10 protein-coding genes and 1 pseudogene are annotated in these 13,459 nt (G+C 44.6%); 7 read left to right on the top strand and 4 right to left on the bottom strand.

Features of this window, described 5'->3' with window-relative positions; translation table 11 throughout:
* Nucleotides 1–53: 53 nt before the first annotated feature.
* Both UQW94_RS13575 and asnS read left to right on the top strand, forming a co-directional pair.
* On the top strand, nucleotides 54–1,679 hold the full coding sequence (locus tag UQW94_RS13575) for a methyl-accepting chemotaxis protein (RefSeq protein WP_005389247.1): 1,626 nt from the start codon (nucleotides 54–56) through the stop codon (nucleotides 1,677–1,679).
* Between the two features lie 189 nt (nucleotides 1,680–1,868).
* On the top strand, nucleotides 1,869–3,269 hold the full coding sequence (gene asnS, locus UQW94_RS13570; RefSeq protein ID WP_213892472.1) for an asparagine--tRNA ligase: 1,401 nt from the start codon (nucleotides 1,869–1,871) through the stop codon (nucleotides 3,267–3,269).
* 90 nt (nucleotides 3,270–3,359) lie between these two features.
* Here the strand turns inward: asnS and UQW94_RS13565 are convergent, their stop codons facing one another.
* Both UQW94_RS13565 and UQW94_RS13560 read right to left on the bottom strand, forming a co-directional pair.
* Nucleotides 3,360–3,584, bottom strand: coding sequence for a hypothetical protein (locus tag UQW94_RS13565; protein ID WP_017636102.1), 225 nt, complete (start codon nucleotides 3,582–3,584; stop codon nucleotides 3,360–3,362).
* Between the two features lie 98 nt (nucleotides 3,585–3,682).
* On the bottom strand, nucleotides 3,683–5,074 hold the full coding sequence (locus UQW94_RS13560; RefSeq protein ID WP_322142282.1) for a PLP-dependent aminotransferase family protein: 1,392 nt from the start codon (nucleotides 5,072–5,074) through the stop codon (nucleotides 3,683–3,685).
* A 259-nt stretch (nucleotides 5,075–5,333) separates the two neighbouring features.
* Here UQW94_RS13560 and UQW94_RS13555 point away from each other — a divergent pair, with 259 nt between their 5' ends.
* From UQW94_RS13555 to UQW94_RS13545, 3 genes are all read left to right on the top strand, one after another.
* Complete coding sequence (locus UQW94_RS13555; protein ID WP_017636104.1) at nucleotides 5,334–5,564, top strand: hypothetical protein; 231 nt, start codon at nucleotides 5,334–5,336, stop codon at nucleotides 5,562–5,564.
* Between the two features lie 245 nt (nucleotides 5,565–5,809).
* Nucleotides 5,810–6,109: a hypothetical protein gene (locus tag UQW94_RS13550; protein ID WP_005376885.1), complete on the top strand. Its 300-nt coding sequence runs from the start codon at nucleotides 5,810–5,812 to the stop codon at nucleotides 6,107–6,109.
* Between the two features lie 332 nt (nucleotides 6,110–6,441).
* Entirely contained in the window at nucleotides 6,442–7,632 is a 1,191-nt protein-coding gene (locus UQW94_RS13545) for an amino acid aminotransferase (protein WP_017636105.1), read from the top strand.
* Between the two features lie 93 nt (nucleotides 7,633–7,725).
* Here UQW94_RS13545 and UQW94_RS13540 read toward each other — a convergent pair.
* Nucleotides 7,726–8,368: pseudogene (locus UQW94_RS13540) on the bottom strand (outer membrane beta-barrel protein).
* A gap of 314 nt (nucleotides 8,369–8,682) precedes the next feature.
* Here UQW94_RS13540 and UQW94_RS13535 point away from each other — a divergent pair.
* Together UQW94_RS13535 and UQW94_RS13530 are read left to right on the top strand one after the other, a co-directional pair.
* Nucleotides 8,683–10,572 (top strand): DUF294 nucleotidyltransferase-like domain-containing protein, encoded by a 1,890-nt coding sequence (locus UQW94_RS13535; protein WP_017636107.1) that lies wholly within the window; start codon nucleotides 8,683–8,685, stop codon nucleotides 10,570–10,572.
* Between the two features lie 8 nt (nucleotides 10,573–10,580).
* Nucleotides 10,581–11,300 carry a 3'-5' exonuclease gene (locus tag UQW94_RS13530; RefSeq protein ID WP_005376881.1) on the top strand — a complete coding sequence of 240 codons (720 nt, stop codon included), beginning with the start codon at nucleotides 10,581–10,583 and terminating at the stop codon, nucleotides 11,298–11,300.
* Between the two features lie 70 nt (nucleotides 11,301–11,370).
* Here the strand turns inward: UQW94_RS13530 and UQW94_RS13525 are convergent, their stop codons facing one another.
* Nucleotides 11,371–13,254, bottom strand: coding sequence for a methyl-accepting chemotaxis protein (locus UQW94_RS13525; RefSeq protein WP_005376880.1), 1,884 nt, complete (start codon nucleotides 13,252–13,254; stop codon nucleotides 11,371–11,373).
* Nucleotides 13,255–13,459: the final 205 nt, after the last annotated feature.

Here is a 13,459-nt window from a genome sequence, read left to right as displayed (position 1 = left end):
GCATTTGTGCACATTAATATTGTGCAGTTCGTTCCAATTACACTTATAAATTTATGCGCTCAACTATCACTTTTAAGCTCTTACTGGCGTTAATTGCTGTCTTCAGCTGCGTTCTAGCTGCCTCTACGGCTTACCAATACCATCAACAAAAAACCTTAATCAATGATGTTCTTAGTGAACAACTCCATGATAAGGCTAGTAATTATTTCGATAGCCTAAATATGATGATGCTTACGGGCACCATGTCGCAAAAAGAGACCTTACGTCAAAAAGCCCTGGCCCAAGAAGGCATTGAAGCAGTTCGCGTGTTGCGAGCTGATACTGTGACCAAACTTTACGGACCTGGGCAACAAAACCAGCAGCCTGTCGATGATATTGATCAACGAGCGTTGAATGGTGAACTGGTGATTGAACCAATCTCAGCCGATTGGGGCAAAGGGTTAGTAGTCGCGCTACCAATGAAATCGAGCGAAAATTACCGTGGCACCAACTGCGTTTCTTGCCACGTTGCACCAGCAGGAGAAGTGTTGGGCGCGATTCGCTTGGAATACAACATGAATCATGTCAATTCAATGATCAGTAAACAGGCAATGTTTGCGATGGGAATAATGGCCGTAATCGCATTTGTGGGCTTCATCATAACGATGAGTTTGATTCAGAAAATCATTGTACGACCAATTCAAAGAACGTCGAAATTCATGTCGAATGTGAGCCATAGCAAAGATCTATCTCAACGACTTATGCATCACCAACAGGATGAAGTGGGCCAACTTTCTACAGCCATCAGTTCATTCATGGATACGGTCTCCGAAAGCTTAGAACGTGTGCAAGACACCTCTCACTCACTTGCCGACTCCGCGAGTAAACTAACTGCTGTCGCGCAGTCCACAGATAAAGCGGCCAATAACCAACAGCTAGAGACCAACGAAGTACAAAGTAATATCACCGATATGTTGCAGCAACAAACTGCGGTTGAGGACTCGACTAACAACGCTACTGTTTTGGTCAATCACACCGTTGATGTCGCCACTCATAGTGCAAGCCAAGCACACAATGTAAGTGAAGACATCAAACAACTAGTAAGTAACATTGATACCGTACGGGAAAAAATCAGCTCTCTAAATCAAAGAACCGAAGAAGTGTCGTCCATTCTTGTGGTTATTAAGGGTATTGCAGAACAAACCAATCTGCTCGCGTTGAATGCTGCTATTGAAGCCGCCCGCGCCGGAGAGCAAGGGCGCGGTTTTGCGGTCGTCGCGGAAGAAGTGCGTAACCTGGCTTCTAGGACGGCTGAGGCCACCGGTAATATTGAACATATCATTTCTCAATTCCAGCAAGGAAGTGAAGAGTCATTAACTTCTGTTGATACCGTCTGCCAGTTTGCTCATCAACGCTCTGTCGATGTCGAGGCACTATCAGCCACAATGCATAACGTTGTTGACGAAATGCGCCAAGTGCTCAGACATGCAGAAGATATCCAAAACCAGACGCAAACCACATCTGATGTAAGTCAGCATATTCAATCTAAAATAGATGTGATCACACTGCATGCTAACGACACATCGCAATCAGCATCGCACACGCGTGATATTAGTGTTGATTTAGAGCATCTATCCGAACGTTTAGAGCAATTACTAAACCAATTCACACTTTCAGAGCACAAAAGAGTGAATAAATAGAGAGATTCTCCCCATCAAAACGAATATAAAGGTTGATGCGAGCGAATTGACAGGTAATATGTCTCGTTGAATCTGTAAAATGCTACCCAACTCAGCGCTTAGCTTGTTTTTTGAACAAAAATGTTATTAGACAAGTACTTTAAGTAAGCGTTGAGTTGAATTTTTACCTCAATGGAGAATATTGAAAACATGACTTACGCGCCTGTATCAGACGTATTGAAAGGTCAGCTAGCAGTAGACAGCGAAGTGACTGTTCGTGGCTGGATCCGTTCACGTCGTGATTCCAAAGCTGGAATCTCTTTCCTTGCCATATATGACGGCTCTTGTTTCGACCCGATTCAGGCCGTGGTCCCAAATAATCTTAATAATTACGAAGACGAAGTATTAAAGCTAACGACTGGCTGCTCTGTTGAAGTAACTGGTAAGATTGTTGAATCTCCTGCAAAGGGTCAAGACTTCGAACTTGCTGCCACTGACGTTAAAGTGGTTGGTTGGGTTGAAGATGCTGAAACTTACCCAATGGCAAAAACTCGTCACTCAATCGAGTACCTACGTGAAGTTGCGCACCTACGTCCGCGCACAAACGTAATCGGTGCAGTAGCACGTGTACGTAACTGTCTATCTCAAGCGATCCATCGCTTCTACCACGAGCAAGGTTACTTCTGGGTATCTGCGCCACTAATCACTGCTTCAGATGCTGAAGGTGCTGGTGAAATGTTCCGCGTATCTACGCTAGACATGGAAAACCTACCTCGCACTGAAGAAGGCAAAGTAGATTACAACGAAGATTTCTTCGGTAAAGAAACGTTCCTAACCGTATCTGGTCAGCTAAACGCAGAAGCTTACGCTTGTGCGCTAAGCAAAGTTTACACTTTCGGCCCTACTTTCCGAGCTGAAAACTCAAACACAAGCCGCCACCTAGCAGAATTCTGGATGGTTGAGCCTGAAGTTGCGTTCGCAGAACTGGATGATGTAGCGAAACTGGCTGAAGACATGCTCAAGTACGTGTTTAAAGCAGTGCTTGCAGAGTGTCGTGATGACCTTGAATTCTTCGCTCAACGCATCGACAAAGAAGCAATCACTCGTCTAGAGCAGTTCGTTTCTTCTGACTTCGCGCAGGTTGACTACACTGACGCAATCCAGATCCTTCTTGATTCAGGTCGTGAGTTCGAATTCCCAGTTGAATGGGGTATCGATATGTCTTCTGAGCACGAGCGTTTCCTTGCTGAAGAACACTTCAAAGCACCTGTAATCGTTAAGAACTACCCGAAAGACATTAAAGCATTCTACATGCGTGCTAACGATGACGGTAAAACAGTTGCAGCGATGGACGTTCTAGCACCGGGCATCGGCGAAATCATCGGTGGTTCTCAGCGTGAAGAGCGCCTAGACATTCTAGATGCACGTATGCGTGAAGTGGGTATCGATCCTGAACACATGAGCTGGTACCGCGACCTACGTAAATACGGTACAGTGCCACACGCAGGCTTCGGTCTAGGCTTCGAGCGCCTAGTATCTTACGTAACTGGTATGGGCAACGTTCGTGACGTGATCCCATTCCCACGTACTCCTCGCTCTGCGAACTTCTAATCACTTTTTAGTGATATCGAATTAAAAAGACCTCCCATGTGGAGGTCTTTTATTTGTACGAATGATTTTCTAGCAACCAGTGTATGCACTCTAGTTGTTATTTTCGTCGTCATCCTCATCTGCTCGCGCTGCGTATTTTACTCCAACCACACACAAGCCAAACATCACAAATGGGATAACGGCAGCAGTGTATTCCGTCCAAACCATATGAGAGAAAGATTTCGCCAATATCAAGTGTGCAAACACCAACAAAAATGCGCTAAAAATAGCAACACCCATCAACCTAAGTTCATGCTTTACCAACTGCTTTTTCATTACGGCTCCTAACCTAAATGGTTGTCTGCCCATGATTGAAACACAGCTTCGGTATCGTCCACTGATACAGTTTGAGCAAAAAACAGGTAAACAGTTGGCTAATGAAGTAATTCTCCGACCGTCTTCACGGCTTGTTCTAATTCATCATTTACAGGTAACGATGTATTAAGCCTCAAGTAGTTCTCATAATTTGGAGCGACAGAAAACAACTGACCAAATGCTACAGTGATGTTCGCTTCCAATAACTTTTGATAAATCGCTTTTCCGCACTTTGTTTTCGGCAGTTCTATCCAAAGAAAATAGCCGCCTTCCGGTTGCGTGTAACGAATCGATTGGGGAAAGTACTTATCAACCAGTTCAATAAACGCCAATTGCCGCTGCTCAAGATTCTTTCGCAGTTTTCTAAGATGGCTATCATAACTATCGTTTTGCAAATAATGCGCGATACCCTGCTGGATTGGTGCACTGCCTGACAACGTCGAGATAAGTTGCAGCTTTTGAAGTTGCTCATTGAAGCGTTTGTTTACCACCCAGCCCAGCCTATAGCCAGGGCAAAGGCTTTTTGAAAATGATCCACAATGCAACACGCGCTCTTGTGTATCAAAAGCTTTAAGTGAGCTTGGCTTTTTTTCAGAAAAATAAAGCTCTGAATACACATCATCTTCGATCAAGTACACATCGTATTTATCAGCCAGTTCGACGATACGTTGCTTCTGCCCGTCACTTAATAAGGTTCCTGTTGGATTGTGAAAGTTAGTCATTAACCAACATGCGCGAACATCATTGTCGGCAAAAGTCGCTTCAATTTGATCCACTGAATGTCCAGTTAACGGATCCACCGTTATTTCTATCGCCTTTAGACCTAAACGTTCAATCGCTTGAAGTGCGCCATAAAACGTCGGTGATTCAACTACAACAGTATCTCCAGGCTGGGTCACGGCCTGAAGGCTCAAATTCAACGCTTCTAATGCGCCAGAAGTAACGACAATATCATCATGGGTAAACACCATACCTTGTTGGATGTACCGTTGAGCAATCAAACGGCGTAGAGACTCACAGCCCGGCGGCAAGTTATCCAATAACGTCTCTGCCCCCATCTTCCTGCCTGAGCTGGCTAGGTTGCGGTTTAGCGCTTCTAATGGGAACAATGCTGGGTCTGGAAACGCGGAGCCAAACTTCACCGCATTCGGTGAGACCTGATTTTTGAGGTAGTCGTAAAGTTCATCGTTGATGCTAGAGCGATAAACGGAAGTGGTTGGAGAACTCGGTTCGAAGCGGTCCAACTCCGCAGTAACAAAGTATCCAGACTGAGGTTTCGCTGCGACCCAACCTTGTGCTTCGAGCAGCTGATAAGCTTGTAACACCGTACCTGCGCTGACAGAATGGTTTCGGCTTGTTACACGCACTGATGGCAGCTTTTCCCCTGCTCTCCATGTATTTTGCTGAATCTGCGTTTTGAACAGCTCAGCCAGTTGACGGTATCGGTTCATGTTTCCCTCATTTCACTTACAGCCGCACCATAGCATACTTCGCGCCAGCATTCTGATATGGGAGTATTCAATTTAGCAACGTAATTTATCAAGCTTATCAATAGATATTTCAGCCACGAAGTGAGCGTTTATATCCCATACTTTGACTGTTACACACATATTGCCTCACATCTTTGCAATACCTAAAGGCCAAGGTTTTACGTTGGACTGAGTGCGTTAAACTCACTTCGAGCTACGGTCTTTAAATCAGGAGGAAGCGATGAAAGTTTTTACAATGGACGATCTCTCGTATCGCGGAAAACATAAAGGTGTACATAGTTGGGACCATCCTGGCAGTACCACCCCTTATTATTGGCATCCTGATTGGCTGCATATCGCTGAAGATGCTTTGGGTGAACACAAAAAGGCTGACCTTGAAGTCCCTGATGGAGAAACAGCGACAGAAGAGCATGCAAAAGCGGCGATTCTCAAACACTTGAATGACGAGTAGTTTAGGCTCTATCACCGTTCATGAATAGCATTAGGTAGGCGAATCCATCGTTGTATGCTTTAAACACAAATAAAGCTAAAACCTGCCAAATAGTAAATTCTTCTGAATGAGAAGTACGCATCTTCTATAGCGTTCAAAGGGCAAAATAAGTCGATTGTTATCACATTAATTTTCATTACATCTGTTACATTTAAATAGTAATGGTGATGCACACCTCAACTCATGGATTATGAGAGAAAACAATAATGGCGAAATACAACGAAGAAGATATTAAATACAAAGGTGAATCCAACGGCGTACATTCTTGGAGCTCTCCTTCCGGCCAACCTTATTACTGGCACCCAGATTGGCTACACGTTGCGGAAGATGCGACGGGTACGCATCCGAAGCAAAAACTTGAAGTTGAAAAGACAGAAGTACCAACCGAAAAGCACGCATTAAAAGCGATCTTAAAGCATATGAACGACTGGGCGACTGAAAAACTTTCTTCTAACCCTGACATCGAAACCAATGCGGTTGAGTCGGAAATCAATCTGAAGAAATAACCCCAACCGATATCCATACTTCTAACAGTAAACGCTCCACCTTTGGTGGGGCGTTTTTGTCTCAAAAAATCCTCACTAGACAACTATAAACGCGTTAACGCAAAGCACTGAATTGAAACGATTGGGATGTGTGCAAAACTTCTCCAACCATGGCATAAATGCCCTTCAAACTCTGTGCCTACCAAACGTTTTCATGGCAAAAACTTTAGTTATGTTAGAATTCTGTTTCAAATCGCAACTTTTTTAGGTTTTCTTTTCAGTAACGGTTGTAACCAATATTGCTGAAAGGTATAAATGTTAGCACACCCCTTCGATTAACATGGATGAAGATTATGTTTGAAAAAGTAGTTGCCGCTCCGGCTGACCCTATTCTTGGCCTTACTGAAGAGTTTAAAAAAGATGCTCGCGCAGACAAAATTAACCTTGGCGTAGGTATTTACAAAAACGAGCAAGGCGAAACTCCCGTTCTTGCGACAGTAAAGAAAGCTGAAGCAGCACTTGTTGAAACTGAAAAAACCAAATCTTACCTAACCATCGAAGGCACAGCAGAGTACGGCATTGCAGTGCAAAAACTGCTTTTCGGCTCTGATGCAGAAATTGTAAACGAAAAACGCGCTAAAACAGCTCAAGCTCCGGGTGGTACTGGTGCACTACGTGTTGCCGGCGAGTTCATTAAACGTCAACTAGGCGATGTAAAGATCTGGATCAGCAACCCAACATGGGCGAACCACAACGGCGTATTTACTGCTGCTGGTATCGAAACGGCACAATACAGCTACTACAATGCTGAAACAAAAGACAAAGACTTCGATGCGATGCTAAATGATCTGCAATCTGCATCTGAAGGCGACATCGTGCTTCTACACGGCTGCTGTCACAACCCTACAGGGATCGATCCTACGGCTGAAGAGTGGGAAACATTGGCGAAACTTGTCGCAGAGAAGAAATTGCTTCCTCTGTTCGACTTCGCCTACCAAGGCTTTGCTAAAGGTGTGGAAGAAGATGCTGCAGGTCTTCGTACTTTTGCTAAATACAACAAAGAAATCCTAGTCGCGAGCTCTTTCTCGAAAAACTTTGGCCTATACAATGAACGCGTAGGTGCCTTCACGTTAGTAGCTGAGTCAGAAGAAGTCGCAACAACCGCATTTTCTCAAGTTAAAGCCATTATTCGCTCTATCTACTCTAACCCACCTGCACACGGCAGCGCTGTCGTGACTCACATTCTTGGCAACGCCGAAATGCGTGCGGAATGGGAAGCTGAAGTAGCAGAAATGCGTGACCGTATTCAAGAAATGCGTGAACTGTTTGTAGCGACACTAAAAGCAGAGGGTGTGGACGCAGACTTTAGTTTCATCGAACGTCAAAATGGTATGTTCTCTTTCTCTGGTCTTTCTAAAGAGCAAGTTAACCGCCTAAAAGAAGAGTTCGGTATTTACATTGTCGGTTCTGGCCGAATCAGTGTTGCTGGTATGACGAAGTCAAATATGGGCCCTCTGTGTAAAGGCATTGCAGCGGTTTTATAATCGACTGTCGCATACTTCATTAAAAGGAAAGGTCAGCATAAGCTGACCTTTTTTGTTTGTTTTAACTTAACGCCAAAAACGAACCCGTCCGATCTAGTAGACAAACTTCAAACTCAGCCCAACTTCATTGACGAAATCTGAGCTTTCACCGCTGTAATCAGTATCTCTAAACTGATAAAAAAGACCAGTGCCGATGACTTTATGCCATTGGTAGTTAAAACCGATTCTTAAAATTGTTCTCATCAACGATATCACTTCGGTTCAACTCCACTTCAGCTGTCGCAATAAGCTTTTCACTGAGCAAGTAATTCACCCCAACAGTTACAGCTTGAATCAATTCGCTATCGGAAGACAACGTATTATCCGTTTTGTCGTCCGTCGCTTTCGCTTTGATTGCGCCTATTCCATATATCCCGTAGATATCGAATTGCTCCGTAACTCCGTAACGGTAACCACCACCAAACAAAAGGCGGTCAATGCGAAGAGTAAAATCATCCGGATGGAAAAACTGCGCTGAGTAATCAACATTAAACAACCAGTTCTCAGTAAACAAATAGTTACCACCGAGTCCAACTGTGGTCGCATTAGAGTTATCTAACCATTCTTCGTTTGTCGTTCCGGCACCAACATCCAAATGAATGTGTTCGTACCCAAATTTTTCTGCTTGGTCCATGACCGCTGCGCTTGATATCGCCGGCAAAGCAGCTAAAGAAACAAGCAATAAATTTCTCACCATTCGACTTCCTTTCATGAGAATTATCTAAACACTGTATTCCATCGCCTGAGCTACTTGGCTCAAGAAGAATAGCTTCATCTAAAGACGTGATAACGATCTGAAACAGCCAAAGATCTAATCAGTCATCACGAAGAAAACATATCGACGACGTCTTTTTCAATTGAGGTGACCATATAGTAGTAAAAATGAAGCTCCCTTATCGTGCGATATGTCAGAATCTTATGACTGAGCACGAAAATCGCGGTTCAGATAAGACTCTGTTTTAAAACTAAGTTAAGATTACTTTATTATTTGCGAACTAAAAGGCGCCTTCGATGGATGCAGAACTTCTCGAGATTTACAACTTTCTCGCCAAGTATCCCCCGTTCAATGAACTCCCTGAAGAAACACTAAACAAGGTGACAGAGAGTGTCGAAATCTCGTACTACCGAGAGGATACCCCCATCATCCATTTTGGAGACTATATCCAAGATTTATACGTGGTGCGAAGCGGTGTTGTTGAAGTTTATCGACGCAAAGGTGAGCTGTATAACCGCCTTGACGAAGGTGACCTATTTGGCCAGATGGGCATGCTCACCAATAACAAAGTCCGCTTTCCGGTAAAGGCCATTGAGGATACCCTGCTCTACTGTATTCCTGGTGACATTTTCCAAGAAATTTACGATAACTTTGATTCCTTTGCGGATTTTGTTGAAGTTGAAAATAGCGCTCGTTTACGCCAAGCCATTTCAGAAAACAAAGACGCCAATGACCTGACGACGTCGAAAGTGAAAACCTTGCTGACTGGCGATGCTCATACGATTGATCGTGGTCAGACAATCCAGCAAGCCGCGCAGCAAATGGCGAATGACAACGTATCGGCTTTACTTATCGTCGACCCAGATTTCGTTCGTGACGAAGACGATCCACAGTCCCCAGTACTTGGTATCATTACTGACCGTGACTTGTGTACCCGTGTGTTAGCTGAAGGTTTGTCCCCACAGGACGATGTGTCCAGTGTGATGACCACGGAGGTCATGTCTCTTGACCACAACGCTTACATCTATGAAGCAATGTTAACGATGCTGCGTTACAACGTACATCACCTACCAGTGGTAAAAAACCAATTACCAATCGGTATTATCGAAACAACCGACATTGTTCGTTATGAATCTCAGAATTCGTTGTTGTTGGTGAGTAGTATTTTCCAACAACAGACTATCGAAGATTTAGCCGTTGTTGCCGAAGAAGTGAAAAGCAGCTTCGTGCGTCTGGTCAATGAAGATGCCAACTCTCACATGGTGGGTAGCGCGATGTCGGTCATTGGCCGAAGCTTCAAACAGCGTCTGCTAGAAATGGCAGAAGAAGAGCTTGGCCCACCGCCAATTCCTTATTGTTTCCTTGCACTTGGCTCAATGGGACGAGATGAGCAACTGTTGGTGACTGACCAAGATAACGCCATCATTCTAGATGAGACCTATCAAGAAGAGAAACATGGTAAATACTTCGAAGCCCTAGCAAAATACGTCAGCGATGGGTTAGATGCCTGTGGCTACAAATATTGCACAGGCGATATTATGGCAACCAACCCACTGTGGCGCATGACTCGTTCAGAGTGGGAAGAGTGTTTTGCTGACTGGATTGATAACCCGAACCCGAAAGCACTACTCAACGCCTCCATCTTTTTCGATTTGGATGGCGTCTATGGCCGCTTAAAATGGGCAGAACAGTTAACCAGCTTTATTGTTCGTCGCGCTCGAAAGAACAACCGCTTCTTAGCGTGTTTGGCTCGTAACGCACTAAACAGAACACCACCTCTGGGCTTCTTTAAAGACTTCGTGATGGAAAAAGATGGCAGACACAACAACTCCATCAACCTCAAACGTCGCGGTACTGCTCCTCTGGTCGACTTAATTCGTGTTCACTCTCTGGCAGTTGGCTCACGTGCACAGAACTCGTTTGAGCGTCTCGACGACATCATTGACGCTGGCATTTTGCCAAAAGGTCGAGCACAAGACTTAAAAGACGCGTTAGAGTTTATTTCCATGGTGCGTATTCGTCACCAAGCGACGGATGTGGAACTAGGCATTGATCCTGATAACAATATCGAACCGGAAAACCTCTCTGAGTTTGAACGTCGCAACCTAAAGGATGCATTCCAGATCCTAAGCAATGGTCAAAATTTCCTTAAGTTCCGCTACCAAGCGAACAAGAGCTTTAAGTGAGGTTTAGCATGATTAAAAAGCTCTTTCAGAAGCCAACCATTCAGTGGCCAACGAAGTTTGAACAAAAGCTGGAGATGGCGAAGGATGAGAATTTAATTGCGTTTTATAGCAACAAGCCGCCTGCTCCAGAAACACCGTTATCTGAGGTGGAGTTCGTGGCGTTAGATTTCGAAACGACGGGTTTGAATCCTGAAAAACATGACATCATTACTATTGGTTTAGTGCCGTTTAACCTGAAGCGAATTTTCCTACGTAACTCGCGTCATTGGAAGGTACGTCCACAGCGTGCACTCGATGAAGACTCAGTCATTATACACGGTATTACTCACAGCGAATTGATCGATGCGCCTGACTTAGGCGATATCTTAAGCGAGCTGCTACCATGCTTAAGCGGGAAAATCATTGTTGTTCATTACCGTCGTATCGAGAGAGAGTTTCTGGATAAAGCGCTCAAAAGCCGTTTAGGGGAAGGTATTGAGTTTCCTGTTTTAGATACGCTGCACCTTGAAGAAACGATTCAACAGAAACGTTCAGGCTCTCTCTGGGAGCGTTTAAAAGGGAAAAAACCAGAATCGGTTCGGCTAGCGCAATCTCGACGCCGTTATGGGCTGCCAGACTATACGCCTCACCATGCATTAACCGATGCAATTGCTACCGCAGAGCTACTGCAAGCGCAAATCGCCCATCATTACAGTGAAGAGCAACCCATCAGTGAGTTCTGGCTGTAATATACTTCACGCTTAATAGCGATCAAAAAAGGAGCCAGATGGCTCCTTTTTTACTTAGGTTGAGACAAGATTACAGCTTAAAGCGTTGAATCTCTTGTTCAAGTTCGTGTGATAGCTCAGACAGGTGAGCAGCTTGTTCTGCTGCTTGATGAGCTTCGACTGACAGCTCGTTAGACACATCACGAATACCTTCAGTGTTACGAGTGATCTCAGTGGTTACCGATGCTTGCTCTTCTGCTGCTGAAGCAATCTGCGTTGCCATATCACTGATACGCTCAACAGCAGTGTGGATTTGCGTCAAGCTCGCTGCAGCCGCATTGGCATCATCAACACTGGTATCAGCTAGACGACGACTGTCACCCATAATACCGACCGCCTTGGCTGTTGTGCCTTGTAGCATCTCGATAGTTTCTTGAATCTCTTGCGTTGAAGCATGAGTACGTTGGCTCAATACGCGGACTTCATCTGCAACCACAGCAAAACCACGGCCTTGCTCACCTGCACGTGCCGCTTCGATCGCCGCGTTCAGTGCAAGTAGGTTCGTTTGCTCTGCAATGCCTTGAATCGTTGATAGAATCGTATTGATGCTATTTCCGTGTGCTTCTAGCTCTTGAATCACATCAGTAGCAACTTGAACTTCTTGCGCTAAGTTCTGAATAGAGCCTTGCGTTTGAGTTACTTGGCTTGAACCATGTGAACAAGCTTGAACCGCTTCTTCTGAATTACTTGCCGTGCTATCAGCATTACCTGCAATTTCTTGTGTCGCTGCTGCCATTTCGTTCACAGCCGTCGCCACCATGTTGATTTCATCTTGCTGGTAAGAGATACGCTGACTACGCTCCTCAGCTTGCTGTGCTGTCGTGCGAGCTTGCTCTGAAAGCGCAGAAGATACGTGGCTAAGCTTAGTAACCATTGTGTGCATGTTGCCAACAAAACGGTTGAAGTTTTCCGCCAGTTTACCTACTTCATCATCACTGCGTGGTTCTAGGCGTTGCGTTAAGTCACCTTCGCCAGATGCAATTTCTTCCAGTGCATTTGATACGCGGTTCAAGTCACGGAACAAGAAACCAACTAGCCAAGAAACTGCAAGAATAACCACAATCGTGATCGCCACAGCAGTAAACAATAGATCTCGTAGCAATACCGCATGACCTGCTTCTTCTGTTGCGCGATCCATTTCAATCGCAAACATCCAATGCGTACCAGGAACTTTATTGAAGTAGTAAAGCTTCTCTTTTCCTTTGATTACCGTATCTTCGATACGACCTTCATCGGCGGCGCGCTCAATTGCCTCTTCTGAAAAATCTTTTAGAACACTGGTGATAGGCTTAAGCGTCAAGCTTTTATCTGGATGCGCTAAGAAGGTGCCTTCATTCATGTCGATTAGCATCGCATGCGCGTTTTCACCTGCATCTAAGTTAATCACATCGCTGATAAGCTGATCGATCAGTACGTCCGCACCAACAACACCAACAAACTGACCATTTTTCATTACTGGCTCAGCAATGGTCACAAGTAGTGCATTCGTGATTGCGTCTTGATATGCGGCTGTGATGATTTGCTTACCCGCGGCATCAGCATCCTTGTACCAAGGACGTGTGCGAGGGTCATAATCAGCACGGTTACGCTCCGGATGAGAGCGGTACATATCACCGTTTGGTGTACCAAGGAAGATGTCATCGAAGCCACCAGCCTTGCGAGCTTGTTGTAGGAAAGGAACAACGTCTTGCTCGGTCGAGTAGTCGTTGAACGCAGTGGCAATATCTTTACGGATATTGACCCAATCAGAAATTCCCTCTGACGCAGTAGTACTAAGACTTTGCGCACGTGAATAGACACCTGAACGAGTCTGATCAAATAATTGACCAGCCGACAACCAAGTAAGTGCTGTTGCCATCACAACAACAGCAGAAAGGCTTGCGCCTATAAGCTTTTGTTTTAATGATAATTTCATATTTATAGTTTTTTGAGTTGGGAGAACAGTTAAGGTGCATGAATATTACACACTTTTTTACGACTATTCACTAATTTTTAAAAAACAAAATAGCACATTAACTCTTTGTAAAATATGAACTTTCATGTGTCATTTTTTTGTCTCGAGCGTCATAAAAACCGCACAAAAAAAGCCAGCAAATTGCTGGCCTTTTGATTAATTGTTA

The sequence above is a fragment of the Vibrio sp. PBL-C16 genome, assembly GCF_034321865.1.
Lineage (GTDB): Bacteria > Pseudomonadota > Gammaproteobacteria > Enterobacterales > Vibrionaceae > Vibrio > Vibrio alginolyticus.
The sequence above is the reverse complement of the archived record's forward strand: the minus strand, read 5'-3'. Positions and strand labels throughout refer to the sequence as shown.